Source organism: Kribbella sp. VKM Ac-2571 (assembly GCF_004362255.1).
GTDB classification, from domain to species: Bacteria; Actinomycetota; Actinomycetes; order Propionibacteriales; family Kribbellaceae; genus Kribbella; species Kribbella pratensis.
This window is the reverse complement of sequence record NZ_SNWS01000002.1, coordinates 79,122-104,067: the sequence shown is the minus strand read 5'-3', so window position 1 is coordinate 104,067 and position 24,946 is coordinate 79,122. Positions and strand designations below refer to the sequence as shown.

The 24,946-nt window shown below is 69.1% G+C and carries 26 protein-coding genes; 11 read left to right on the top strand and 15 right to left on the bottom strand.

The genetic code is table 11. The features are described 5' to 3' along the window. Nucleotides 1-3 precede the first annotated feature (3 nt). Nucleotides 4-1,281 carry a VWA domain-containing protein gene (locus EV651_RS04465; protein WP_133782320.1) on the top strand — a complete coding sequence of 426 codons (1,278 nt, stop codon included), beginning with the start codon at nucleotides 4-6 and terminating at the stop codon, nucleotides 1,279-1,281. Continuing rightward, a complete protein-coding gene (locus EV651_RS04460) occupies nucleotides 1,278-2,072 on the top strand; it encodes an FHA domain-containing protein (RefSeq protein WP_133782318.1) in 795 nt (264 codons plus the stop codon). Before EV651_RS04465 ends, EV651_RS04460 begins: the two co-directional genes overlap by 4 nt. On the opposite strand, the gene EV651_RS04455 is transcribed toward EV651_RS04460, so the two are convergent. Both EV651_RS04455 and EV651_RS04450 read right to left on the bottom strand, forming a co-directional pair. Next, a complete protein-coding gene (locus tag EV651_RS04455) occupies nucleotides 2,069-2,530 on the bottom strand; it encodes a hypothetical protein (RefSeq protein ID WP_133782316.1) in 462 nt (153 codons plus the stop codon). The genes EV651_RS04460 and EV651_RS04455 overlap by 4 nt on opposite strands. A gap of 75 nt (nucleotides 2,531-2,605) precedes the next feature. Continuing rightward, entirely contained in the window at nucleotides 2,606-3,538 is a 933-nt protein-coding gene (locus tag EV651_RS04450) for an N-acetyltransferase (RefSeq protein WP_133782314.1), read from the bottom strand. A gap of 242 nt (nucleotides 3,539-3,780) precedes the next feature. Here EV651_RS04450 and EV651_RS04445 point away from each other — a divergent pair, with 242 nt between their 5' ends. Next, nucleotides 3,781-4,731 (top strand): glycoside hydrolase family 6 protein, encoded by a 951-nt coding sequence (locus EV651_RS04445; RefSeq protein ID WP_133782312.1) that lies wholly within the window; start codon nucleotides 3,781-3,783, stop codon nucleotides 4,729-4,731. A gap of 174 nt (nucleotides 4,732-4,905) precedes the next feature. On the opposite strand, the gene groL is transcribed toward EV651_RS04445, so the two are convergent. Then, entirely contained in the window at nucleotides 4,906-6,531 is a 1,626-nt protein-coding gene (gene groL, locus EV651_RS04440) for a chaperonin GroEL (RefSeq protein ID WP_133782310.1), read from the bottom strand. A gap of 234 nt (nucleotides 6,532-6,765) precedes the next feature. Here groL and EV651_RS04435 point away from each other — a divergent pair, with 234 nt between their 5' ends. After that, on the top strand, nucleotides 6,766-7,338 hold the full coding sequence (locus EV651_RS04435; protein ID WP_166658498.1) for a GNAT family N-acetyltransferase: 573 nt from the start codon (nucleotides 6,766-6,768) through the stop codon (nucleotides 7,336-7,338). Between the two features lie 47 nt (nucleotides 7,339-7,385). Here the strand turns inward: EV651_RS04435 and EV651_RS04430 are convergent, their stop codons facing one another. From EV651_RS04430 to EV651_RS04420, 3 genes are read right to left on the bottom strand one after another with little or no spacing between them, the layout of a single operon-like run. After that, complete coding sequence (locus EV651_RS04430) at nucleotides 7,386-7,721, bottom strand: MmcQ/YjbR family DNA-binding protein (protein ID WP_133782306.1); 336 nt, start codon at nucleotides 7,719-7,721, stop codon at nucleotides 7,386-7,388. A 36-nt stretch (nucleotides 7,722-7,757) separates the two neighbouring features. After that, nucleotides 7,758-8,609 (bottom strand): PASTA domain-containing protein, encoded by an 852-nt coding sequence (locus EV651_RS04425; RefSeq protein ID WP_133782304.1) that lies wholly within the window; start codon nucleotides 8,607-8,609, stop codon nucleotides 7,758-7,760. After that, nucleotides 8,606-9,097: a SigE family RNA polymerase sigma factor gene (locus EV651_RS04420; RefSeq protein WP_133782302.1), complete on the bottom strand. Its 492-nt coding sequence runs from the start codon at nucleotides 9,095-9,097 to the stop codon at nucleotides 8,606-8,608. Before EV651_RS04420 ends, EV651_RS04425 begins: the two co-directional genes overlap by 4 nt. Before the next feature lie 130 nt (nucleotides 9,098-9,227). Here EV651_RS04420 and EV651_RS04415 point away from each other — a divergent pair, with 130 nt between their 5' ends. Then, nucleotides 9,228-9,563 carry a PspC domain-containing protein gene (locus EV651_RS04415; RefSeq protein WP_133782300.1) on the top strand — a complete coding sequence of 112 codons (336 nt, stop codon included), beginning with the start codon at nucleotides 9,228-9,230 and terminating at the stop codon, nucleotides 9,561-9,563. 75 nt (nucleotides 9,564-9,638) lie between these two features. Here the strand turns inward: EV651_RS04415 and EV651_RS04410 are convergent, their stop codons facing one another. Further along, nucleotides 9,639-10,604: a glycerophosphodiester phosphodiesterase gene (locus EV651_RS04410; RefSeq protein ID WP_133782298.1), complete on the bottom strand. Its 966-nt coding sequence runs from the start codon at nucleotides 10,602-10,604 to the stop codon at nucleotides 9,639-9,641. Between the two features lie 281 nt (nucleotides 10,605-10,885). Between EV651_RS04410 and EV651_RS04405 the strand changes: the two genes are divergently transcribed. Together EV651_RS04405 and EV651_RS04400 are read left to right on the top strand one after the other, a co-directional pair. Then, nucleotides 10,886-12,607, top strand: a complete 1,722-nt coding sequence (locus EV651_RS04405) for an ABC transporter ATP-binding protein (protein ID WP_133782296.1) — start codon at nucleotides 10,886-10,888, stop codon at nucleotides 12,605-12,607. Beyond that, a complete protein-coding gene (locus tag EV651_RS04400) occupies nucleotides 12,604-14,340 on the top strand; it encodes an ABC transporter ATP-binding protein (RefSeq protein WP_133782294.1) in 1,737 nt (578 codons plus the stop codon). Before EV651_RS04405 ends, EV651_RS04400 begins: the two co-directional genes overlap by 4 nt. Before the next feature lie 50 nt (nucleotides 14,341-14,390). Here EV651_RS04400 and EV651_RS04395 read toward each other — a convergent pair whose 3' ends face one another. Beyond that, nucleotides 14,391-14,933, bottom strand: a complete 543-nt coding sequence (locus tag EV651_RS04395; RefSeq protein WP_133782292.1) for an rRNA adenine N(6)-methyltransferase family protein — start codon at nucleotides 14,931-14,933, stop codon at nucleotides 14,391-14,393. Between the two features lie 61 nt (nucleotides 14,934-14,994). After that, complete coding sequence (locus EV651_RS04390; protein WP_133782290.1) at nucleotides 14,995-16,131, bottom strand: CapA family protein; 1,137 nt, start codon at nucleotides 16,129-16,131, stop codon at nucleotides 14,995-14,997. A 77-nt stretch (nucleotides 16,132-16,208) separates the two neighbouring features. On the opposite strand from EV651_RS04390, the gene map reads away from it, so the two are divergent. The 3 genes from map to EV651_RS04375 all read left to right on the top strand — a co-directional run bounded on the left by map (nucleotide 16,209) and on the right by EV651_RS04375 (nucleotide 19,079). Then, nucleotides 16,209-16,976 (top strand): type I methionyl aminopeptidase, encoded by a 768-nt coding sequence (map, locus tag EV651_RS04385; RefSeq protein ID WP_133782288.1) that lies wholly within the window; start codon nucleotides 16,209-16,211, stop codon nucleotides 16,974-16,976. 970 nt (nucleotides 16,977-17,946) lie between these two features. Next, nucleotides 17,947-18,474, top strand: coding sequence for a hypothetical protein (locus EV651_RS04380; protein ID WP_133782286.1), 528 nt, complete (start codon nucleotides 17,947-17,949; stop codon nucleotides 18,472-18,474). Continuing rightward, on the top strand, nucleotides 18,471-19,079 hold the full coding sequence (locus EV651_RS04375) for a hypothetical protein (protein WP_133782284.1): 609 nt from the start codon (nucleotides 18,471-18,473) through the stop codon (nucleotides 19,077-19,079). Before EV651_RS04380 ends, EV651_RS04375 begins: the two co-directional genes overlap by 4 nt. Nucleotides 19,080-19,111: 32 nt before the next feature. On the opposite strand, the gene EV651_RS04370 is transcribed toward EV651_RS04375, so the two are convergent. Genes EV651_RS04370 through EV651_RS04350 form a run of 5 tightly spaced genes read right to left on the bottom strand, consistent with a single transcriptional unit; the run spans nucleotide 19,112 to nucleotide 23,038 of the window. After that, nucleotides 19,112-20,128 carry an Rv2578c family radical SAM protein gene (locus EV651_RS04370; protein ID WP_133782282.1) on the bottom strand — a complete coding sequence of 339 codons (1,017 nt, stop codon included), beginning with the start codon at nucleotides 20,126-20,128 and terminating at the stop codon, nucleotides 19,112-19,114. Between the two features lie 55 nt (nucleotides 20,129-20,183). After that, entirely contained in the window at nucleotides 20,184-20,933 is a 750-nt protein-coding gene (locus EV651_RS04365; protein WP_202870161.1) for a phosphotransferase family protein, read from the bottom strand. 39 nt (nucleotides 20,934-20,972) lie between these two features. Then, a complete protein-coding gene (locus tag EV651_RS04360) occupies nucleotides 20,973-21,611 on the bottom strand; it encodes an SAM-dependent methyltransferase (protein ID WP_133782278.1) in 639 nt (212 codons plus the stop codon). 13 nt (nucleotides 21,612-21,624) lie between these two features. Continuing rightward, complete coding sequence (locus EV651_RS04355) at nucleotides 21,625-22,188, bottom strand: DinB family protein (protein WP_238156656.1); 564 nt, start codon at nucleotides 22,186-22,188, stop codon at nucleotides 21,625-21,627. Nucleotides 22,189-22,204: 16 nt separating this feature from the next. After that, a complete protein-coding gene (locus EV651_RS04350; RefSeq protein ID WP_133782276.1) occupies nucleotides 22,205-23,038 on the bottom strand; it encodes an NAD(P)H-binding protein in 834 nt (277 codons plus the stop codon). 70 nt (nucleotides 23,039-23,108) lie between these two features. Between EV651_RS04350 and EV651_RS04345 the strand changes: the two genes are divergently transcribed. After that, the gene (locus EV651_RS04345) at nucleotides 23,109-23,900 is read left to right on the top strand and encodes a TetR/AcrR family transcriptional regulator (RefSeq protein WP_133782274.1); all 792 of its coding nucleotides are present in this window, start codon (nucleotides 23,109-23,111) and stop codon (nucleotides 23,898-23,900) included. On the opposite strand, the gene EV651_RS04340 is transcribed toward EV651_RS04345, so the two are convergent. After that, nucleotides 23,897-24,880: a helix-turn-helix transcriptional regulator gene (locus EV651_RS04340; protein WP_133782272.1), complete on the bottom strand. Its 984-nt coding sequence runs from the start codon at nucleotides 24,878-24,880 to the stop codon at nucleotides 23,897-23,899. The genes EV651_RS04345 and EV651_RS04340 overlap by 4 nt on opposite strands. Nucleotides 24,881-24,946: the final 66 nt, after the last annotated feature.

Below are 24,946 nucleotides of genomic sequence, written 5' to 3'. Positions count from 1 at the left end.
GAGATGGCCGACTTCACCGCCTCCGTTTACCAGAACGAGTTCCTGCCGGACGGCGGGACCGACGTGCATGCCATCGTCACGGTGACCTGCACCGGTGCCGGCGCCGCAGGGCAGTCCGGCAGCGGCGACGCGGGCGAGATCATCATCGTCGACACCTCCGGCTCGATGGGCCGCGACGGTGTCCAGGCAGCCGCGTACGCCGCGCAGACCGCGCTCGACCAGATCCTCGACGGTGTCTGGTTCGCGGTGATCTCCGGCAACGACCGCGCGCAACTGGCGTTCCCGCCGTCCGCGGAGCCGGTGATGGTCAGGATGGACCCGTACACCCGGCAGGCCGCCAAGGACGCCGTGTCCAGGTTCTACGCCGACGGCGGGACCGCGATGGGCACGTGGCTGCGGCTCGCGTCGCGGGTGTTCGCCACCGTGCCGTCGCTGACGCAGAAGCACGCCATCCTGCTGACCGACGGCGAGAACCAGCACGAGACGCCGGAGGCGCTGACCCAGACGATCGAGGCGGTGACCGGCCAGTTCCAGTGCGACACCCGCGGCGTCGGCGTGGCCTGGCAGGTGGACGAGGTACGCCGGATCGCGCAGGCCCTGCTCGGCACCGTCGACATCATCCCGGCGCCGGACCAGCTGGCCGCCGAGTTCTCCAAGCTGATCCAGAACGCGATGGGCCGTGGTGTCGCGCAGGCCGATCTGCGCGTGTGGGCGCCGCAGGGTGCGGAGGTGCTGTTCGTCCGGCAGGTCGCTCCGACGGTCGAGGACCTGACGTCCCGGCGTACGGCGATCAACCCGTTGACGGGGTCGTACCCGACCGGGTCGTGGGGTGACGAGTCCCGCGACTACCACGTGGCGATCCGGCTGGCCGCGAAGGCGGTCGGGCAGGAGCAGCTCGCGGCGCGCGTGCAGCTGGTGCTGGGCAACGACACCGTCGCGCAGGGCCTGGTGAAGGCGCTGTGGTCCGCGGACGAGGCCCTCACCACCCGGATCAGCCCGGAGGTGGCGCACTACACCGGACAGGCCGAGCTGGCGCAGGCGATCCAGGACGGTCTGGCCGCGAAGGCGGTCGGCGACACGGCGACCGCGACCACCAAGCTCGGGCGCGCGGTCCAGCTCGCCGCTCAGACCGGCAACGAAGAGGCGACGACGCGGCTGCGGAAGGTTGTCGAGATCGATGACCAGGAAACGGGTACGGTGCGGCTGAAGCGGACGGTCGAGAAAGCCGATGAGATGGCTCTCGACACGGCCTCCACCAAGACCACCCGGGTGCGGAAATGACCGTGAACTGTCCTAGCGGACACCCCTCCACCTCCACCGACTACTGCGACGTCTGCGGCCTCCCGATCGGGGCCGCGGCCACACCTGCCGGATCAGCGGTGCCGTCACCTGCGGTTCCGGCTCCCGGGCCGGGGACTCCGGGCACGCCGGGTGGCCCGACCCCGGGCGCGCCCGACGCCGTGATCCCCTCGAGCACGCCGGAGGGTCAGGCGTGCCCGAACTGCTCGGAGCCCGCAGCCGCCGACGCCTTGTTCTGCGAGAACTGCGGCTACGACTTCACCACCGGCACCATGCCGCGGCCGCCGTCGTCGCTCGACCTGTCCTCCGGCCCGGCTCCGGCGACACCACCGACGACCCCGTCTGCACCGGCCGCGCTGGCCGAGTGGGTCGTCGAGCGCTGGGTCGACCCGGACTGGTACGCCGTACAGCAGAGCGACGACCCGTGTCCGTCACCGGGGTTGCCGACGGTGATCCCGCTGACCGAGAAGAGCCTGCTGATCGGCCGGCCGTCCCGTAGCCGCGGTATCTCGCCGGAGATCGACTGCGGCGACGACACCGGCGTCAGCCGCCGGCAGGCCCAGCTGACCACCGATGGCCAGCGCTGGTGGGTGGAGGACCTGCAGTCCTCCAACGGCACGTACGTCGCGTCCGCCGCCGGACCGCTCCCGGAGACCCCGATCATCCCGGGCCAGCGCCAGGAGCTGAACCCGGACGACCGTGTCTACGTCGGCGCCTGGACCCGTCTCGTGGTCCGCAAGGCAACCCCCGAAGAGCAGGCCGGGCAGGCCTAGGGTGTCGCGCCGGGCTGGGCCTGTCGGGTCCAGCTCGGCGACGGGTTGAAGCACAGCCACTCGATCACGGCCGTCCCGATCACGATCGGGAGCAGCCAGGCCCACCACTGGTGCGGCAGGGACACGACCGCGATCGCGGTCCACAGTGCTACCCAGCCGCCGCCGTACCCCCGCAGGACGCCGCGGTACCAGAGTCCGCCGGGCGCCTCGGCCGCGCGCTGGCCGAGGTACACGAACAGGTACGTCGCGATCGTGATCGGCCAGAAGTACCAGAGCCGGCTCCAGTCGTACGGGACCATCACGAGCGCGGTCAGGCAGACCAGCGCGAGCGTCCAGTGGTAGACCTCGCCGGCCCAGTTCAGCCCGCGGCGGCGCAGCGTGAGCACGATCGCCAACGGTCCGAACAGGACAGCGAGGATTCCTGCCAGGACGTGCAGGATCAGAGCGATGTCACGCATCGCCCCGCTCCCCCGAAGCTCTCTGACATGTCAGGGAGCATAGGGATTCGGGGCGCGCGCGTCTCTAGCTCGCCGTCAGTTCGCGGGGAAGGCGAGGACCCGGCGGACTGCGAACACCCGGTACCCCTGGCGCTCGAAACACTTCGCCATCGGGACGTTGCCGAAGTCGGTGTCGGCCCGGATGTCTTCGGCGCCGGTCTCCGCCAACTGGTGCGTGATCTCGGCCAGCAGGTCGTCGCTCAGCCCTTTCCCGCGGTGCTCCGGCACGACTCCGAGGTAGCCGACGACCGGCCCGCCCGCGTTCGCCGACGGGATCTCGAACCCGACCAGGTCGCCGTCACCGTCGTACGCGAGCCGCCACCAGCCTCGGTCGCCCGGCATCGACTTGTAGATCGCGAGCTCTTCCCGCGCCGCGGCCTCGGCGCCGAGTCGCGCGATCTCCCGCGCGGTCCCGGAGTCCAGACTGCCCTGGCTGACCCGCATGAACACGTCGACGAACGCCTCGTCGTCGGCCGGCTCGAACTTCAACCGGGTGGACCGTTCCGGCAGCCCGTACGTCGGCTTCCACTCGTAACGCAGCCGATCGGTGATCCCGGTCATCCCGACAGCGGCTGCCGCTTCGCTCCGAGCCTGCAGCGCCGCGACGACGTCCGGGTGGTCCTGCCAGTCGCTGTCCAGGAAGAAGTGGTACTCCGGCGGCTCGGCGTCGGCCGGCCGGGACGCAACGGCGTACTTCAGCAGCTCCGTCCACACGGGGACCGGGTCACCGTCACCGGCGTAGTACAGGCCGTCGATGCTGTACGGGTGGGTCTCGCCCGGGAAGCCCCACCAGATCACGAGGGCCTGGATCGTGCCGTTCTCCTCGACGACCCAGTTCCAGTCGTGCTTGTAGTAGCCGCGGGCAACGTACTCGCGGTACCGCTCGACGGTGACGGTGTTGACGGACTTCTGCTCGATCAGAGCAAGGATGGTGTCGAGGTCTGCCTCGACGGTGTTGCGGATGGTCACAGATCCTCCAGCAGGAGGCGCGCTACTCCGCTCAGTGCGAGCTGTGCGAGCGGACCGGACACGCCGGGAAACAAGTCAGTGTGTTCATCGGTCGCTCCTTCCGCTCCGGGATCTCTCGCCGGGGAGGACATTAGGGGTACGGCGGGGTCATAGTCCACCCGTTATTCACAGTCGACGAGGACAGCTGAGTTGGCTACGAGTAATGTCGTCGGCACGTTGAGTGATCAGGAGGATCCTTCACGATGCCGACCACGCGTCCGGTTGTTGCCTTCCTTGTGCTGACCGCCGCGCTGCTTGTCTTCGGCCGGCCCGATTCCGGGCTGGCCGAGGCGACCGGCGATCCGTTGAAGCTCACCACCGGGTTCTACGTCGACCCGGCCTCGCCCGCGGCCGCTTATGCACGGCGGCATCCGGAGGACACCGAGCTCGCGACGAAGATCGCCGCGCAGGCGTCGGCGCGGTGGGTCGGGGCCTGGAGCGGAGACGTGAAGGCGGGCGTCACGGCGTACACGACGGCAGCGGACACAGCGGGCAAGTTGCCGGTGCTGGTGACGGACAACCTGCCGGGCCGCCAGTGCGGGATCGGTGGCGGGGCCGCGACGGATGCGGCGTACCGGGCCTGGATCGCGGCTGTGTCGGACGGGATCGGGACGCGGCCGGCGGTCGTGGTTCTCGAGCCGGACGCGCTGGCGCGGCTCGACTGCTACCCGACGTCGGAGTGGGACGGACGGATCGCACTGCTGAAGTACGCCGTCGGCGTGTTCGCGACGAAGAACCCGAACACGTGGACGTACCTCGACGCCGGCAACGTGACGTCCGGTGACGCGAAGGAGATGGCGCGCAGGCTGCGGCTCGCGGACATCGGCAAGGTCCGCGGGTTCGCCCTGAACACCGCGAACTACTTCACCACCGAGCAGTCGGCGGCCCGCGGCGCCGAGATCCTGCAGGCCCTCGGCGGCGGCACCCACTACGTCATCGACACCAGCCGCAACGGCAACGGCTCCGACGGCAGCTCCTGCAACCCACCCGCCCGCAAACTCGGCACTCCGCCCGCACGCACCCCCGCCCCCGTGGACCTCCACCTCTGGCTCCGCACACCAGGCGAGTCCGACGGCCCCTGCGGCCTCACGCCGGACCTCCCAACGCGCACCTTCTCCCCCGTCCTCGCCCACCACCTGATCACCGGCACCTGACCGCCGCGAGTCGGGCGAGGACCCGCGCGCCGGGCCCGTTGAACAGGTAATAACCCCCGCCCAGGCACCACTTCCTGTTCAACACCCGCCGGCACCATCCCGACAACACAAAAGGTCCCGGGCGTTGGCCCGGGACCTTTTGGTGTTGCTGTGTGCTGTTGGACTACTTCTGGATCAGAAGTCCATGCCGCCCATGTCGGGCGCGCCGCCCGGAGCGGCTGCTGCCTTCTCCGGCTTGTCGGCGATGACGGCCTCGGTGGTGAGGAACAGGGCCGCGATGGACGCCGCGTTCTGCAGCGCCGAGCGCGTCACCTTGGCCGGGTCGATGATGCCGGTGGCGATCAGGTCGACGTACTCACCGGTCGCGGCGTTCAGACCGTGACCCGGCTCGAGGTTGCGAACCTTCTCCACCACGACGCCGCCCTCGAGGCCGGCGTTCACGGCGATCTGCTTCAGCGGCGCCTCGACGGCCTTGCGCACGATCTCCGCACCGGTCGCCTCGTCACCGTCGAGCTCCAGCTTCTCGAACGCCACCACGGACGCCTGCAGCAGGGCCACGCCGCCGCCGGCGACGATGCCCTCCTCGACGGCCGCCTTCGCGTTGCGAACGGCGTCCTCGATGCGGTGCTTGCGCTCCTTCAGCTCGACCTCGGTGGCCGCGCCGACCTTGATGACCGCAACACCGCCGGCCAGCTTGGCCAGGCGCTCCTGCAGCTTCTCGCGGTCGTAGTCGGAGTCCGACTTCTCGATCTCGGCGCGGATCTGGTTGACCCGGCCGGTGATCTGGTCCGTGTCACCCTCGCCCTCGACGATGGTCGTCTCGTCCTTGGTGACGACGATCTTGCGGGCCTTGCCGAGCAGCTCCAGCTCCACCGAGTCGAGCTTGAGGCCGACCTCCTCGGAGATCACCTCGCCGCCGGTCAGGATGGCGATGTCGCCCAGCATGGCCTTACGACGGTCACCGAAGCCCGGCGCCTTGACGGCAACGGCCTTGAAGGTGCCCTTGATCTTGTTCACGACCAGGGTCGCCAGCGCCTCGCCCTCGACGTCCTCGGCGATGATCGCCAGCGGCTTGCCGGACTGCATGACCTTCTCCAGCACCGGGACGAGGTCCTTGATGCTGCCGATCTTGCTGTTCACGACCAGGATGTACGGGTCGTCGAGGACGGCCTCCATCCGGTCCGTGTCGGTCACGAAGTACGGCGAGATGTAGCCCTTGTCGAAGCGCATACCCTCGGTGAGCTCGAGCTCGAGGCCGAAGGTGTTGCTCTCCTCGACGGTGATGACACCTTCCTTGCCGACCTTGTCCATCGCCTCGGCGATGATCGAGCCGACCTGGGTGTCCGCGGCCGAGATGGACGCGGTCGCCGCGATCTGCTCGCGGGTCTCGACCGGCTTGGCCAGCGCCAGCAGCTGCTCGCTGACGGCCTCGGTCGCCTTCTCGATGCCCTTCTTCAGGCTCATCGGGTTGGCGCCGGCGGCGACGTTGCGCAGCCCCTCGCGGACGAGGGCCTGAGCCAGCACGGTGGCGGTGGTCGTACCGTCACCCGCGACGTCGTCGGTCTTCTTGGCAACTTCCTTGACGAGCTCGGCCCCGATCTTCTCGTACGGGTCCTCGAGCTCGATCTCCTTGGCGATGGAGACGCCGTCGTTCGTGATCGTGGGGGCGCCCCACTTCTTCTCCAGAACGACGTTGCGGCCCTTCGGGCCGAGCGTCACCTTGACGGCGTCGGCGAGGGTGTTCATTCCCCGCTCGAGGCCGCGGCGCGCCTCTTCATCGAAAGCAATCAGCTTGGGCATTCTCCGCGAGTCCTCCCGCGTCGAGTCATTGGTGGTTCAGCCGGCCGGGATGCCCGCGACGGACGGCACCGACCCGCGACGCTCATGTCCCGCCGCGCTCCGGCACCTCATCGAGGCCGTCTTCTTGCACACTCCACCGGGCGCGAGCATTATCACTCTCACCCATGGAGTGCTAACCAAGTATTAGCACTCGACCCAACCGAGTGCAAGCCAGCCCCGGGCTACGGTGCTCCTATGGTGAACGTACGCCCGGCCGGACCGGACTCCTGGCCCGACGTCGCGACAGTCATGGGCGAGCGCGGCGACCCGTCCCGCTGCTTCTGCCAGTACTTCCGTCTCCGCGGCAAGGCGTGGTCCGGCAGCAGCCCGGAGAACAACCGCGAGGCCCTCAGGAGTCAGGTCTGCGACGGCGAGCGACCGCCCGGCGTTCTCGCGTACGACGGGAGCGCTCCGGTCGGATGGTGCGCTGTCGGACCGCGTACGTCGTACCCGCGGGTGCTCGCCTCGCCCAACTGGCGCACGGACCACCCGGACGCCTGGGTGATCACCTGCTTCGTCGTACCGGTCGGCCACCGCCGCCAGGGCATCGCCGGCGAACTGGTCCACGGCGCCGTCGACCTCGCCCGCTCCCACGGCGCCTCGACGGTCGAGGCCTGCGCCGTCGACACCGGGTCAGGCGAGCGCATCCCGTCCGCCGACCTGTACCGCGGGCCACTCTCCATCTACCTCGACGCCGGCTTCACCGAGGTCAGCCGCACCAGCTCGCACTGGGTCCTCGTCCGGACGACAGCTTCACCACGAACCTGACGTCGACCGGTTGCTCCGGAAACGCGAGCCGGGTGACGTACCGGCGGTCAGTGGTCTAGCTGGGCAATCAGGTATTTCGGGGCGGTGAGGCGCCACGCCTCGGTGACCAGTTCGCGGAGCTCTTCCTCGTCGGCGAGGTCTACCTGGATGAGGAGCCAGGCGAAGCGGCCGCCTGCCCAGGACGGCGTGTAGACCTCGGGGTTCTCGGCGACGAGGGCCTCTTGCTCCTCGCGGAGTGCCTTGAGGTGCAGGCGGGTATGGTCCTCGGACAGGTACGCGAAGCTCTTGTTGCGGACCTTGAAGACCGGCTGCCCCGCCCACCCTTCCTGCTCCTCGGCGCCCGGCAGCCCCGCCATCACCTTCACCACCGCCTGCACGTCCATACTCAACACGCTAGGCGGCCCCACCGACAGTTCGAATCAGCGCGCGACCGTCACGGTCACGGTCGACCCGACGGGCAGCATCGCACCGGGCGCCGGCGAGACGCCCAGGATCGTGCCGGATGGATAGCTTGGCGACTTCACCCGCTTGAACTCCGCCTTCAGCCCGGCGGCCGCCAGCCGAGGCGCGTAGTTCTTCCAGACGGCGCCCTGGGGCGCGACGGCGGCCGACCAGTAGCTGGGCACGCCTGTCCGGTTCGGCACGATGTGGATCCAGCTCAGCATCCGGTCTACTTCGCCGGCGCTCGTCGACGACTCGGCGCGGAACCACACGTCGAGCGACGGAATCCGCACCGTGCTGACACACATCGTGACGTTCGCCTTGGGGTAGTTGGAGGGCGAGCAGCTCGTCCGCTGCCGCTCTGCGCGTACGCCGTCGATCTCGAGCGTCTCGTCAGGGTGGAAGTCCACTCTTGGGCGCCCGTAGTACACCGCCACGCTCTCGACCCCGGGAGGGCGGTACGCCATGCATAACAGCATTTCGCTCGGGTCGTCGAGGAGGAGGGTGTCCTGATGCGGCGTGCCGCAACTGCTCTTGTTGGTCGGCCAGTCTGCGGGGACGGCGATGGCGGCGTGGCCGAAGCCGACCAGGCGGGTCGCAGGTGCGCTCGGGGTTGGGGTCGGGGTCGTTACGGGGGCAGTCTGGTCGCGGGAGGTCAGCAGGGTGGTCCCGCCGATCACGGCCGCGACAGCAACCACAGCAGTGCCTGTGAGTCCCGCCGTACGGCGGCGTCGTCGGCGGGTCGCTCCGGCGTGGAGGGCGTCCAGTGGAGGTGGGCCTACGGGTGTCTGGTCGGCGGTGCGTGCCAGGAGCTCGGTCAGGTCGGTCATCGGGGTTCTCGCAGTTCTGCCAGGTGTGGGTCCTGTGCCAGGGCCTTCACCGCGCGGGACAGTCGGCTCTTGATCGTTCCCGGGGCGACGCCCAGTACGGACGCCATCTGCTGCTCGCTCAGGTGCGCGTAGTACCGCAGTACGACTGCTGTGCGCTGGTCGCCCGGCAGGCGGTCGAGTGCGCGCATCACGGCGTCCGTGTCGTCCACCCCTGCCGTCTGGTCACCACCGGGGGACTCCGGGAGCGACGCGGACGGCAGCTCACCGTGCCAGCGACGTCTGCGGGAGGAGCGGAAGCAGTTGACCAGTACGCGGTGCACGTACGCGTCACGGTCCTCCGCTGCCCGTACCCGGTTCCACTTGAGCAGGCAGCGCTCCAGCGCGGACTGGACGAGGTCCTCGGCTTCGGACGGCGTACAGCCGAGCAGAACCGCGGACCGCACCAGCGTGGGCCAGCGTGCGGTCACGTACTCGGTGAACTCGTCCATACCCCCTCCTCACCCTTAGAGACAGGCTGAGGGACGCGGTGGGTTCCACGAAAGTCGTCGGGGTCGGCTCAGGGGTCGGTCGGTACCGATCCTGATGTGGCGCAAGGCCCCGAAGCGGGAGAGTAGAGCCATGACGAACTCCAACGCACCGTTCCAGAACCTCTCCGGCAAGGTCCTCCGTCGTTCCGCCAACCAGCGGATGCTCTCCGGCGTCTCCGGCGGCATCGCCGACTACCTGAACGTCGACGTGACCCTGGTCCGCCTCGGCTGGGTCGGCCTCACCCTGATCACCGGCGGCGCCGCAATGATCGGCTACGCGGTGGCCTGGATCGTGATGCCGGAATCCGACGGCAAGGCGGTCTGGCAGAACGTCCAGCAGTCGGTCAACCACAACCAGGACACCACCGAGAACGACATCGCCTCCCGCCTCTACGACGACACCAACAACAAGCCCCCGGCGGCGTGACCGCCCCTGCGCCCACACCGGGCGCAGCTCCCCGAGCGGGGTGACCGCAAGCAGCGGGCACCCCGCTGCCGCTTGCTAGACGTTCAGCACCGATGTGCGGAGTGCTGCGACTGCCTGGTCCGGGTGGTCGGCGAAGATGCCCTGGAGGCCGAGGGCGGCGAAGCGGGCCAGTTCGGTGGGCAAGTCGGTCCCGGTCGGCAGGAAGCGGCGCTCGGCGCGGAACGTCCAGACCTGGACGCCCAGACCGGCGCGGTGGGCTTGGTCGACCAGGCGGGTGGGTTCCCCGAGGCAACCGTCCGCGCTGCGCGGCACGACCAGGTCCTTGCACGGCGCCAGCACCTGCGCGTACGTCGCGATTTCCCGTAGCCCCCGTGGCTCGATCAGGTCGGCGTACGTGCGCCCGTCACCGGTCCGCAGGAAGTCGTTCGGTGCGCTCCCGGAGTCGACCAGCTGCACCAGCGGCACCCGCGTCATCACCGACAGCCGCCGCAGGCTCGTCGGCTCGAACGACTGGATCATGATCTCGTCCGGACCCAGCCCGAGCGCCAGGATCCGCTCGGTGAGCAGCTCCTCCAGCGGCAGGCCGAGCCGCCGGAAGTACGTCGGATGCTTGATCTCCGGCAGTACCCCGATCGGCCGTCCCAGCCGCGCCGACTCCCGGCGTGCGAGCGCGGCCACCTCGTCGAAGGTGGGGATCTCCTCCAGCCCGTCGTACGCCGTGTTGCCCGCCCGGAGCGCGGGCATCCGTTCCCGGGCCCGGAGCGTCCGCAGCTCGGCGAACGTGAAGTCCTCGACGAACCAGCCGGTGACGGCGGTCCCGTCGACGATCTTGGTGATCCTCCGGTCGGCGAACACCGGGTGCTCCGCGACGTCCGTCGTACCCGAGATCTCGTTCTCGTGCCGGCAGACCAGGACGCCGTCGAGGGTGGCGACCAGGTCGGGTTCCAGGTAGTCGGCACCCTGGGCCGCGGCCAGCCGGTAGGCCGCCGGCGTGTGTTCCGGGCGGTAGCCACTCGCTCCCCGATGCGCGATCACCAACATGGATCCAGGACAGGGGCCGGACATGACCCGGCGGGAACCCGTTGCCCAACGCAAGGTGAAGGTCTACCGACCGTCACCGTCACCGCGCGTGCTTCGCCCCCGGCAGCAGATTGCCGGCCAGCAGATACTGCGCGACGCAGTACGTCGCCATCACCAGATAGCCGCGTGCGAGCAGCCGGCCCCGTCCCCTCGTCATGGCGTAGATGGTGCCGGTTCGGGGGTCCACAGGTGCGATTAATTCGCATGCGACTGTCGGAGGCGGCACCTAGCCTGGGAAGGTTATGAGACAACTGCCGCTCGCCGAGCCCGGCGTCCCGAACCATCGCTCGCCGGCCCGCTATCTGTGGTGGGTCGCGAGGGGTCAGGCCCGCACACTCGCGGGCGGGATGACGTTCGGCATCCTGTGGCTGTCCGCGCAGGCCTTCGTCCCGGCGATCCTCGGCCGGGCGATCGACGAGGGCATCGCGGCGCGCGACGGCGAGCGACTGCTGCGCTGGACCGCGCTGCTGTTCGCGGTCGGCATGGTGCAGGCGTCGGCGGGCATCATGCGGCACCGGTTCGCGGTCACCAACTGGCTGACCGCGGCGTACCGGACGGTCCAGGTGGTGACGCGGAAATCGGCCGACCTCGGCGCGACGCTGCCCAAGCACCTGGCCACCGGCGAGGTGGTCAGCGTCGGCGCGGGCGACCTCGCGTACATCGGGAACCTGATGGAGGTCACGGCCCGCTTCGCCGGCGCGATCGTCGCTTTCGTGGTGGTCGCGGTGATCCTGCTCTCGTCCTCGACCGTGCTCGGCCTCGTCGTGCTCATCGGGGTACCGGTGATGGTGTTCTGCCTGGGTCCGATGCTGCGGCCGCTGCACAAGCGGCAGTCCGCGCAGCGCGAGGCCGTCGGCGAGCTGAACTCGCTGGGTTCCGACATCGTGGCCGGTCTGCGGGTGCTGCGCGGCATCGGCGGTGAGGAGTCGTTCTCGCGGCGCTACCGGAGCGAGTCGCAGCAGGTGCGGAAGGCCGGCGTACGGGTGGCCGGCATCCAGTCCGTGCTGGACGCGGCACAGGTGCTGTTGCCTGGCATCTTCGTCGTGCTGGTGGTCGGTCTGGGTGCGCACTTCGCTCTGCGCGGTGACCTCAGCGCCGGCTCACTGGTCGCGTTCTACGGGTACGCGACGTTCCTGGTGATGCCATTGCGTACGGCGACCGAGTTCGCCAACCAGCTGATGCGTGGACTGGTCGCAGCAGGCCGGGTCATCCGGGTGCTGAAGCTGGAGACCGACATCACGGATCCGGAGACACCGGTGCGGCTGCCGGACCACGGTGACCTGGTCGACCCGGTCTCGGGCGCCCGCGCACGCGACGGTCTGCTCACCGCAATCGTCTCCGCGGAGCCAGAAAGCTACGACAAGCTCGCAGACCGCCTAGGTCGGTACGACGACGCCAGCGAGGTCAGGTACGGCGGTGTGACGCTGGCCAGTGCTACGCGGGCAGACGTCCGGGAGCGGATCCTGGTGAGTGACACGGGCGCCCAACTGTTCACCGGTGTGTTGCGCACGGAGCTGGACCCATCAGGTCGCCGTACCGACCAAGAACTGATGGCCGCGCTCCGTACGGCGTCCGCCGAGGACGTCCTCGACGCGCTGCAGGACGGCCTCGACTCGGAGGTCGAGGAGAAGGGCCGCTCGTTCTCCGGCGGACAGCGTCAGCGACTGGTTCTGGTCCGCGCACTGCTCGCGGACCCGTCCGTGCTGGTCCTGGTCGAGCCGACCTCGGCCGTGGACGCGCACACCGAGGCGCGGATCGCGGACCGGCTGCGCGCTCACCGGTCCGGCCGCAGCACCGTCGTCCTGACCGCGAGCCCGCTGCTGCTGGACCGCGTCGACGAGGTGATCTTCGTCGCCGACGGCCGCGTCGTTGCCACCGGCAAGCACCGCGAGCTGCTCGAGAGCACACCGCAGTACCGCACCACCGTCACCCGCCAGACCGAAGAAGAGGAGGCCCTCCGATGAGGCAGATCCTGCCCGTGGCCGGGCCGGCCGAGATTCGGCGGCATGCCCGGCGACTGGCCCGGCGGCACCCGCGCAGCCTGACGATCGCGCTGGTGCTGCACGGGCTCGCCGCGGTGAGCGGGCTCGCGGCGCCACGGCTGATCGGCAACCTGGTGCAGGGCGTACAGAACGGCACGACCGCCGCCAAGGTCAACCTGGTGATCATCGTGATCGCCGGGTTCATCGTCGCGCAGTCGTTGCTGACCCGTTGGGCGCGGTACCGGTCGTTCGCGCTGGGCGAGCAGGTGCTGGCCGAGCTGCGTGAAGAGTTCGTCGACAACGCGCTCGCGCTCCCGATCGGAACTGTCGAGCGGGCCGGCACCGGCGACCTGCTGTCGCGGACGTCGCGGGACGTCGACACACTGTCCCGCACTGTGCGGTTCGCCGTACCGGAGACGATCATCGCGTTCGTCACCGTGATCTTCACCGTGGTCGCCACGCTGCTGGTCGGCGTCTGGGTGCTGGTGCCGATGGTCGCGATGGTCCCGCTGCTCTGGCTGAGCACGAAGTGGTACCTGCGCCGCGCCAAGGACGGGTACCTCCGCGAGAACGCGGCGTACGCGCAGATGACCAGCTCCCTTGCGGAGACGGTCGAAGGCGCGCGGACGGTCGAGGCCCTGCGCCGGTACGACGACCGTGTGCGGCGCGGTGACGCGGACATCCGCGGAAGCTATTTGGCCGAGCGGTACACGCTGTTCCTGCGGACGGTCTACTTCCCGGCCGCCGAGCTCGGGTACTTCGTGCCGCTCGTGGTGACGCTGCTGTTCGGCGGCTGGATGCACCTCAACGGTCATGCCTCGCTCGGCGCGGTGACAGCCGCCGTGCTGTACGTGAACCAGCTGCTCGATCCGGTCGACCGATTGCTGTCCTGGCTGGACGAGCTGCAGTCCGGCGGTGCGGCGTTCGCGCGGCTGCTCGGCATCAGCGACGTACCGGACGACCGGACGCCGTCGGGGCGCGAGCCTTCCGGTGAGCTGGTCGAGGCGAAGGACGTTCGGTTCTCGTACGTCGACGGTCGCGACGTGCTGCACGGCGTCGACCTGACGATCCAGCCGGGCGAGCGGATCGCGATGGTCGGGCCGTCCGGTGCGGGCAAGTCGACGCTGGGTCGGCTGGTCGCGGGCATCCATCCGCCGCGGACCGGTTCGGTGACGGTCGGCGGTGTGGGGATGACGGAGCTGCCGCTGGACGAGCTGCGCAAGCAGGTCGCCCTGGTCACGCAGGAGCACCACGTCTTCGTCGGAACACTGCGAGACAACCTCTCGATGGCGCGTCCGTCCGCGACGGACGCGGAGCTGCTCGACGCGCTTGGTGCGGTGGACGCACGCGAGTGGGCAGAGGCGCTGCCGGACGGGCTCGACACTCGCGTCGGGTCCGGACAGCTGGCGTTGACGCCGGCGCAGGCTCAGCAGTTGGCACTGGCGCGACTGGTGCTGGCCGACCCGCACACGCTGGTGCTCGACGAAGCGACGTCGCTGATCGACCCGCGGGCTGCGCGGCACATGGAGCGCTCGCTGGCCGCCGTACTGGAAGGCCGCACGGTCATCGCGATCGCCCACCGTCTCTACACCGCCCACGACGCCGACCGCGTCGCTGTGGTGGAGGACGGTCGCATCTCGGAGCTGGGCAGCCACGACGAACTGGTAGCCCGCCAAGGCTCCTACGCCGCTCTCTGGAACTCCTGGCACGGCTGACAGCAGAAACCCCCACGAAGTCACCTCTGACTTCGTGGGGGTTGCGCTCCCTAGCGTTTGCGCAGTACCAGGACTGCTGAGTCGACATGCGGCGGTGGGGTAAATGCTTTGCGGGGAAGGCGAAGTCCGAGCGACGGGTCGTAGTGGCGGAACCACCGGTTCGCCCCGGGTGCGTCACCGCGAACCCACCGATTCGCCACCTGCCGCTGCAACACCAGATCCGCCGACACCAGGCGTGACCCCGGCGCCAGCAAGCGCTTCAGCAGCAAAGTGGAGATGTTGTACGGCGGACTCGACACCACCCGGAACGGCCGTGACGGCAGGCGCAGATCACCCGCATCGGCCCGGACGACCGTCACCGGCGCGTCCGCGAACCGCCGGCGCAACCGATCGGCACGGCCGGGGTGGAGTTCGACAGCGACCACCCGGGCGCCGGCCCGGACCAGCGGCGCGGTCAGCGCGCCGAGCCCGGCCCCGACGTCGAGGACGAGCTCGCCGGGCGTGATCCCGGCCGCGTCCACAACCCGTTGGGCCCAACGACTATCGAGCGGATGCCATCCCCAGGCACCCCTCGCCTGCCCGGAGGCGGGCACGACGGACCATCACGAAGTACGTAATCATGCGCCCGACCCTAGACCGCCACGACGCCTTGACTCAAAGCATTTTCGGCGTCGCGCCCAGTGCCGTCACGGTCTCCGTCGTACGGCGCTGCGCCAGTTCGAGGCGACTGCGCCGGGGCGTGTCCTTCGCGAGTTCGCGTCGTACGTCGAGGACTCGCACCGGCAGGTCGTCGGTCATCAGGAGCGGTGCGTACTCGGCCGCGGTCGTCCAGCGGTCGCCGCTGCGGGTGAACGTGAAGCGGGCCAGCAGACCTTCGGACTTGGTGCTGTTCGGTTCGCGATGCGCGGCGACCAGGTTGCCGAGTCCGTACGCGACCCACTTGCCGTCGATCTCCTCCATCGGCTGCACGACGTGCGCGTGATGCCCGATCATCAGGTCGATGTTGCTGTCAGCAAGCAGTTGCGGAGCGACCTCGCGCTGCTGGTCGTTGAGCTTGTTCGAGTACTCCGTGCCCCAGTGGCAGCTGACCAGCACGAGGTCGGCGCCGCGGTCGCGAGCCTCCTGGGCCTTCAGCTTGATCGTCTTCGTGCTGATCGTGCCGGCCCGCCAGCTCTGACCGTTCGGGTACGGCAGCCCGTTGAAACCGAAGGTGAAACTGAGCGACGCGACCTTCACTCCCCCGACATCGACGATCGTGATCTGCTCCGCCTCGACCCGCGATCGCGCCGTACCGGCATGCTTCAGTCCGACCTTGTCCAATGTGTCGAGCGTTCGGTCGATGCCGGCCGCGCCGCCGTCGAAGCTGTGGTTGCTGGCGGTCGTGCAGAGGTCGTAGCCGGTCTGCTTCAGCGCCGTGGCGATCTGCGGCGGCCCCTGGAAGAGCGGGTAGCCGTGGTACGGACCACCATCACGAGCCAGCGGTGTCTCCAGGTGTGCGATCGCGAGATCCGCCTTCTGCACAAGGGGTTTCACGCTGCTCAGCAGTGGCGCGAAGTCCCAGCGGCCGTTGTCGCCGTCGCGTTTCGCGGTGGTCCACAGGCGTTCGTGGAGCAGTACGTCGCCGGTCGCGACGACCGTGATCCGCTCAGCCGGCTTGCTCTGCTTCGGTTGCGCACTCTTCTTCGGCTGACCACCCGTATCCGCGAACGTGTCCGCCATACATCCGCTGGTCGCCGCGGCCGCGGCTCCGGCGAGCATTCCCCCGAGCACCGCGCGTCGTCGTACTGCCATTCCCGTCCCCCAAAACCCTTGTTGTCGTTGAAGACGCCGCACAGGTCCGGTTGGTTGGGGTTGTGGTAGAAGGAATCATGGTCGAGTTGAAGACGCCGGCGCAGATCGAGCAGATGCGCGCGGCCGGGCGGGTCGTCGGCACCGCGCTCGCAACGGTGAAGAAGCACGCCGCGGTCGGCGTCTCCTTGCGTGAACTCGACGAGGTGGCCCGCGAGGTACTGCGTTCCGCCGGGGCGGTGTCGTTGTTCGACGGATACCAGCCGGGGTTCGCGACCTCGCCGTTCAGCGGCGTGATCTGTACGTCGGTGAACGACGCCGTACTGCACGGACTGCCGTCCGATCAGCGGCTCGCCGACGGCGACCTGCTCAACGTGGACTGCGGCGCGTCCGTCGACGGCTGGTGCGCGGACTCGGCGATCAGCTTCTGCGTCGGTACACCGCGGGCCGAGGACCTGGAACTGATCGCGACGACCGAGGAGGCGCTCGCCGCGGGGATCGCGGCCGCTGTCGAGGGCAACCGGATCGGCGACATCGGCGCCGCCATCGGAGAGGTCGGGAACCGGGTCGGCGTCGGCACCAACCTGGACTTCGGCGGCCACGGCGTCGGCCGTCGCATGCACGAGGAACCGCACATCCCCAACGGCGGCCGCCCCGGCCGAGGTCTCAAACTCCGCGCCGGCCACGTCTTCGCGATCGAGCCCTGGTTCTGGTCCGGCCCAGGATCCACCTACAGCATCGACGAGGACGGCTGGACCCTCCGCTCCGCCGACCGAACCCGAGGCGCCCACGCCGAACACACCGTAGCCATCACCCCCGAAGGCCCCCAGATCCTCACCGTGCCTTAACAACTGGATGCGGTCAGCCCACACGGTGCTACGCACGGCTCCTTCGTCGCCGCGCTACGCGCCGCCCACCCAACCCCCGGCTAGCGCCGGCATGCGCGCTGCCGCGCGAGCGACCGCCCCGCTGTCATGCGGACACGTTCTACGAGGCATCACGCTCCACGCACCGCAGCGAGCACGAGGTGCTCGTCGGACCGCCGAGCGGCTGGAGCTCCTCGGCGTCAAGCGCCTGCCGAAGCGGCTGACAACACAATGTGGTTGCTCTGTCACAACGTGCAGTACTGTGCTGGCTGATCGGAATCCGTTCGGGGAGATGGGGCGCCGTGGGCGAACTGCGCGGACGAGGTGGCGACCGCGACCCGAACCAGCCGGACCGGGAGCCGGTCCTGGAGCCACGGCCCGACCGTACGACGCCTGAACCTGAAGAGCCACTCCCCAACTGGGCGGATCGGTACCCACTGGAGATGCGCCGTCAGCTAGCCACCGATCCCACCATCGCGATCCTGCACGACACGGAGCCACGCAAGCCCACCGAACCGGCACCGAACCGCGAGCAACCAGCCACGCAGCCGGACTCCACCCAGCCGCCGAAACAGGACGGCTCGCGCCACGACGAACGCGATGCCGCTCGCAGTCGCAGTCGCAGTCGCAGTCGCAGTCGCGAGGATCGTCCACCAGGCTCCGAGACGAACAGCCGCCGCCACCGCTGCCCGCTCAGAAGCCCACGGACGACATCGCGGCGCGGTCGCCGAATGGCGAGCACAACCGGACCGACGACGCCGCGCGAGACCGCCGTACAGAACCGGAGGACGGCAAGCCGCCGAACCCACCTGACACCGCCCGGCAGACCGACGGCCGCGTTTCGGATCGAGCCGACGCACCGCCTATCAAAGACACCGGTGAAGGACGAGACGCCAACGGTGCGGACGCGCCAGAACACGAGTTCGTCGAGGATGCTGACGATCCGCGGGCCATGGACGCGTACCGGCGGATCCGGGAAACGGATGACCTGGATGCCGTCGCCGCCAACAGCGGATTCCCGCGCGAGGTCGTCGAAGTGGCGAAGGACAATCTGTTCATCCGGCAGCACGACGTGGCGGTCGAACCGGGTGTGGTGCGGCGCGGCTACTTCACACCCGAGACGGCGTACAGCGAGCTGTGGGACCGAGCAGCATCTGGCACTGCGTTGACGGGCGAGGAGCGTGTGCAGTTCTGGTCGCTGTTGGCGCATGAGTACGTGGAGGCGAAACTGATGCAAGCCGGACTGCCGTACAAGTCTGCCGAACCAGATGCTTGGAACGAGTACGGGGTGTCGAAGGTGGAACCGGAGTATCCGTCAGCGCATAACGTGGCGCCGAAGAGTATGCAGTCGACGATGAAGGACCTGCTGGAACACTGGATGAAGCTTGAGATACCGAGGAGTGGTCTGCGGGTGGCGGAGGATTTGTCGAATCTGGACGACGTTGTTCGGGTGGCGAAGGAAGGGCTGGGGCTGCTGTGACGGACACCGCGGCGTGTGAACGGTTGCTGACACGTCTGGTTGCAGCCAGGTGGGACGACGACGAGGCCGAGATGCTGCACGAGACGTCGCGGGGCGCGCTGGCGAGCGAGTTCTTCCGGCGGAAAGCAGTCTGGGCAAACGCCCTGGGCGTGACGCGGCAGTGGCCGTTCGCCGACATTGCGTTGCTGTTCGACCCGTCGCTGGAAACCGACCCGATGTGGCTCGAGCGGTTGCAGGCCGCAGTCGGCCGTGAGTTGCTCCCGACGGTCCGCAAGGTGGTGACTGACATGTTCCGCTGGGCGTCACTGGGCGACCGACCGTACGTGCAGTTCCCAGAGTTCGATGACCCTTACGAGCCGATGGTGCAAGTATTCGAGCGCGGAGGCGAGTTCTTGCCCGGCCAGGGCGGGATCGACCTTCCTATCGCCGGCGTGGCCTATCGCAGCCTCGACTTCCGGTTGGAGCAGGCGCCGATACCGATCGATGCCGCGACCCTGGCCGCGCTCGACGAGAAAGACCGGATCCAGTTGGAGGAGGCGGAGGCACGGATGGCGGCACGACATGCCGAGCAGTCGCCGCAGGAACCGGGTACCGCGAGCGACTGAAATGCGATCAGCAGACCAGAGCGTCCGTTCCTTTAGAACAACGGCTCCTGGGACGGTTTCGGCGGGTGCATGCCGTTGATGGGCCGCGTGCGGTGGGTGGAGCCTCGGTTGAAGCCGTGTTTGGCTAGTAGGGGGCGGAGCTTTTCCTCGAAGGCTTTGCGGTAGCTCGGGGAGGCGTTGGAGCCGTGGGCGTAGAGGGAGTTGTAGCGGCTGACGAGCTCGGGGTGGTCGTGGGCCAGCCATTGCATGAACCAGTCCTTCACGCCTGGGCGTAGATGCAGGACGAGAGGGGTTACACCGGTGGCGCCGGCCGCGGACAGTTGCTCCAGCAGGTGGTCTAGCTGGTCAGGGGAATCGGTCAGCCACGGCAGGACCGGGGCGACCATCACGCCGCACGGCAGACCGGCTTCGCGGACGGCTCGGATCAGGTCGAGGCGGCCGCGGACCGAGGGGACGCCGGGTTCGAGGCGGCGGCGGAGTGCTTCGTCGCCGAGGGCGAGCGAGAGGCCGATGCCGACGCCGACCTCGGCGGAGGCCGCCGAGAGCAACCTCAGGTCGCGGCGGAGCAGGGTGCCCTTGGTGAGGATGGACAGTGGTGTGCCCGAGCCGGCGAGGGCCTCGATGATGCCGGGCATCAGGCGATACCGACCCTCGGCGCGCTGGTACGGGTCGGTGTTGGTGCCCAGGGCAACTTGTTCGTGACGCCAGGACGGGCGGGCCAGCTCGCGGCGCAGGACGTCGGCCACGTTCGTCTTCACGACGATCTGCCGGTCGAAGTCCAGCCCGGTGTCGAGCTCGAGGTACTTGTGGGTGGGCCGCGCGAAGCAGTAGCGGCAGGCGTGCGAACACCCGCGGTACGGATTGACGGTCCAGTTGAACGGCAGCGCCGTACCGGGCACCGAGTTCAGCGCCGACCGCGCCAGCACCTCGTGGAACGTGATCCCCTGGAACTCCGGCGTCGTCACCGACCGAACCAGCCCCGCGATCGACCCGAGCCCCGGCAACGTCCCCGGAGTCTCGGCATCAACCCGCTGCCCGGCCCACCTCATGCCTCATAGTCGAACACACGTTCCCACAGCCGTCAAACGGCGGCCGGGCCGCCTCTCACATCCGGGATCTCAGTACGTCGAACTCGCAGCCTGGCGAGTTCGGGTCGAAGCCGTGCTGGATCAGCCAGCGGGAGAACAGCAGGCTCCGGAGCGACCACCAAGCGCGGATCACGTCGACGTCGGCGTCGGTGCCGTAGCCGGCGATGACGTCGGCGAGGCGCTCCTCGTGTCCGAGCGTCAGGCTCGCCAGGTCGAACATCGCGTCGCCCTGGCTCGCCTCGGACCAGTCGATGATGCCGGTGAGCTTGTCACCCTCGACGAAGACATGGGTGATCTGCAGGTCCCCGTGCGTAAACACCGGCGTCCAGGGCCGGAGCGCGGCCCCGGCGATCTCGCGGTTGCGCTTGACCAAGTCGGCGGGGAGGGATCCGCTCGTGACGAGCCACTCGCATTCGCCGTCGAGCTCCGCTGCGATCTCGTCGCGGCGCCTCCGACCTGGCCACGGCGGCAGCGGCGCTTCGTGCAACCGTCGGATGGCGGCGCCCGCCGCGGCCCAGGCCGCCGGCGACGCGGTCGACGGCTCCCCGAGGCGGCCGAGTGCCGTCCCGCGGACGGCGGCGATCGCGAGCACTCGCGGTTTCCGCCACAGGATCTCCGGAGTCGGGACCGGCACCAGGCCCATCGCCTCGACCTCGACGTCGAGATTCCTCTGATCAGAGTCGATCTTCAGGAACATGTCACCGACGCGCAGTGTCGCGCGCTGGCTGTGCGCAACGACAACCTCGACCTCATCCACGTCGGCCATTGTCGCGAACACACCGACCAACCGCACTCGAATTGACCGTCAGCTGGGCGAGCCGGCCTGGTCGAGCACTCCGCTGACGTAGAGCAGGTCACCCATGCGCAGTTCATCGCCCTCGAGGGGCGGAAGCCCGTTGGCAGCAAGCAGATCCCGAGTGCTGAGCTCGTTCAGCACCCAGCCGCGGTCTCTGAGGTAGGGAGCGGCTTCGTTGCGCTCACCGAAATAGCGGAGCCTCGCATGGTCGAGATCGAAGCCGTGCGCACGCCAGCGTTCAGAGATGCGCTGCAGGCCTTCCTTCGCTTTGCCGTCTTCCCCCGGTCGCGGGTTGGGCCTGCTTTCGGTCGCCACCCGGCTTCCGGGCGCACTGAGTTCGGTGACGGTGTCCAGCAGGCGATCCTGCGCCTCGGGCGGCAGATAGCCCAGCAGGCCTTCGGCGCACCATGCGGTCGGCCGGGCCGCGTCGAATCCGGCCGCGCGAAGTACGGTGGGCCAGTCGTCGCGCAGATCGACCGCGACCACCCTGTGGTCAACGGTCGGTGCGGCGCCCAACTTGGCCAGTGTGTGGGTCTTGAATGCGATGACGTCGGGCTTGTCGAGCTCGTACACCACGGCCCCGGCCGGCCAGGGCAGTCGGTACGCGCGGGAGTCCAGCCCCGAGGCCAGGATCACGGCCTGCGTGATCCCTGCGCGGGTATCAAACGGCGGCGCGGGCGGCCTCTTCGACGCGGTTGCGGTAGTTGGCCCACCAGGCGACGTCCTGCTCGGGGAGGTTCGAGTTGGTGGGGCTCAGGCCTGCCGTGCCGTCGAGTTGTTCGCGGAGGATGTCGGCGTGGCCGGCGTGACGGCTGGTTTCGGCGAGGACGTGGACGAGGATGCCGTGCAGCGTCACCGTCGGGTTGCGCCACCACGGCACCTGGCCCTCCGCGTCCAGGTCGAGCGCCTCGATCGTCGCGTCGGCGTGCGCGCACGCCCGCTGGTACCGGTCGACGATCTCGGCGCGCGTCTCGTCGGCGGTCGCCCACATCTCGACGTTCGGTTCGGCGTCGTCGTCCCACCACGGCAGTTCTTCGGCGAACGGCCGGTCGAAGGTCTTCCCGAAGTACCAGGCCTCGACGATCGACAGGTGCTTGACCAGGCCGAGGAGGTTGGTCCCGCTGGGCGTCAGCGGCCGGCGGATGTCGTACTCGCCGAGTCCGTCGAGCTTCCAGACCATCGCCTCGCGGGCCTTACGGAGGTAGTCGTGCAAAGTCTCTTTCACAATCGCGAATCATGCCTCAGGAGAAGACCGCCGCGTTGGCACGCGCCCATTCGCGGTACGTCGTACCCGGCCGGCCGGTGAGGTCGCGCACCGCCGGCTCCGGCTTCATCGGGTGTTCGGCCATCATCCGGAAACCGTCCAGCAGCCACTGCGCCGTCTCGCGTCCGATCACCGGCGCCAGCCCCTCGACATACTCGTCCGGCGTCAGTTCCTCGAACCTCACCTCCCGCCCGATCGCCTCCGAGATGCACGCGACCTGCTCCGGCGGTGTGATCCCCTCCGGTCCGCTCATGGTGATCTTCTGCCCGCCGTACTCCTCGGACAGCAGCACCACCCGCGCCACGGCCGCGATGTCGGCGAGGTCGATCGGCGTCTGCACCGCGCCGGCGTACGGCGCCCGCACGACCCTCTCAGCCTTGATCGACGGAGCCCAGTCGAGCGTGTTGTTCATGAACTGCCCCGGCCGCAGGAACGTCCAGTCGAAGCCGCCGGCCTCGATCGCCCGCTCGATCCGGTAGTAGTGCCACGTCGACGGATCCCCTTGCGCCTCGTAGTCCGCAGGCTCTCCAGACAGTACGACGACCCGCCGCACGCCGGCGTCCTGCGCGCAGCGGACGAAGTCGTCGACGTACGCCGGAAGCGGCGCGAGGTACACGGTGTCGACACCGGCGAGCGCCGCGGGCAGCGTCTCGGGCTTGCCGAGGTACCCGCGGGCGACCTCCACACCCTCCGGCAGCGCGGCCCGGGCCGGCTTGTTGGTCAGCGCCCGCACCGGCGCACCCGCGGCCACCAACTCGTCGACCAGCAGCCGGCCGACGCTCGCGGTCGCACCCGTCACCAGGATCGTCATTCCCATCTCCTCTCAACGATGAATTTCCGTAGGGTATACGAGAATTCAAGGAAGCGCCTATCGTTGGCCCGTGAGCGAGCGGCGGAGTGGCGAGGGGCAGCCGGACAAGACGCTGGCGTTGCTGTGGCGCAACCATCGCCAGCCGGCCGCTGACGAGGCCGTCGACGGGGTGGCGAGGAAGCGCGGTGCCGGCCGACGGCCGTCGCTGAACGTGGACGACGTCGTCCGGACAGGGATCCAGCTCGCCGACGACCAGGGGCTGGCGGCGGCGTCGATGGGTGGACTCGCGAAGGAGCTCGGCGTCGGCACGATGACGCTCTACACGTACGTGCCGTCGAAGGACGAGCTGCTCGACCTGATGGTCGACCAGGTGCTCGGCGAGCGCGAGCTGCCCGGGCCAGGCGAGCCGCGGCCGGACGACTGGCGGGAGCAGGTGGAGCTCTACTCCCAGCAGACCCGTGCGATGTTCCAGCGGCACCTGTGGTTGTCACAGGTCTCGACGATCCGCCCGCCGGTCGGTCCGGGCATGCTGGCGGGCCGCGAGTACCTCCTGTCCGCGTTGCTCGGTCTCGGACTCGGAGCGCTCGAGACAAATACGGCTGCGCTCGCAATCGCGACGTACGTCGACTCCGCGGCGAGCCTCGAGGCGGAGAGTCAACTGGTCGAGCGCGCGACCGGTCAGACCAACGACGCCTGGTGGTACGAGCGCAACGACCTGTGGGAGACGTACTTCGACGTCGACCGGCATCCCGCGATGACCACGATCTGGCACGCGAAGGGCTACCAGTCGACCACCCGCGAAGCCGCCGCCGAGTCCTACCGCTACGGCCTCGACCGACTCCTCGACGGCATCCAGCCCTAGCTGCGGGCGCCGGTGAGTACGTCGGCGCCGATCGGGTTGAGCATGTGGCGGACCGAGCTGCCGATGCGGTGTGTGGTGACCAGGCCGGTGTTGTGCAGGATCCGCGCGTGCTCGCTGGCCGAGGCCAAGGAGATCCCGGCCCGGGCCGCCAGCTCGCTGGTCGAGCACGCACCGCTCGAGATGCTCTTCAGCACCCGCGCCCTGGTCTTCCCGAGCAGATCGGCGACGGCGCGATCGCGGTCCGCGTGACGTACGACGGCCTCGGCCCGGTCGGCGCGCCGCACCGGGTACACGAGCACCGGTGGCAGCTCCGGATCGAGCAGCATCATCGGGTACTTCCTCCAGCAGAAGAAGGACGGCACCAGCCGCAGCCCACGACCGTTCAGGTACAGATCCCGGTCGATGTGCGGCAGGTCGACCGACAGCACCGGCGCCTCCCAGCGCAGCGTCCGGTGCAGCTGCGGGATCAGCGACTCGAACCCGTCGCCGGCGACGGTGCCGTTGTGCTTGGCAACCGTCGATTCGATCGCCGGCGTGATCATCGGCAGCTGCGGCGCGATCTTCGTCCGGTGGAACGACCGCAGCCCGTGCACCAGCCGGGTCATCACGCCGTTCTCTCCGGCCGCGAGCCGCCGGCTCCAGGCCGGCAACCGCACGCTGTCCGACAACCTGCTCAACTCGGATCTCAGCTGACTGGGCGGTGTGGCAGCGACCGCCGCCAGTCCCGCCTCGAGCCCTTGACCCGCGGCACGCGGTGTCAGGAAATCCGGTGAATAACCCACCGGCGGCGCGAGCGCGAGCAGCTCCTGCTCCAGCTCGCTCAGTCGGGCCCTCGCCCGCTCCCGCCAGGTGCCGAAAGTCTCCGGCTCGTAGTCGGCCTGCAGGACGTGGAGACCCAGCAGGACCTCCCACAACGGATCGGGCTCCTGCGCGATCGTCGTCCTCGCCAGATCCGCACACTCGAAATGAACGCGGAACACCACGGTCTCCTCCCCCGAGGAAAGTCACCCGCCGTGGTCAACGGGCAACAGAACTACCGTAACAGC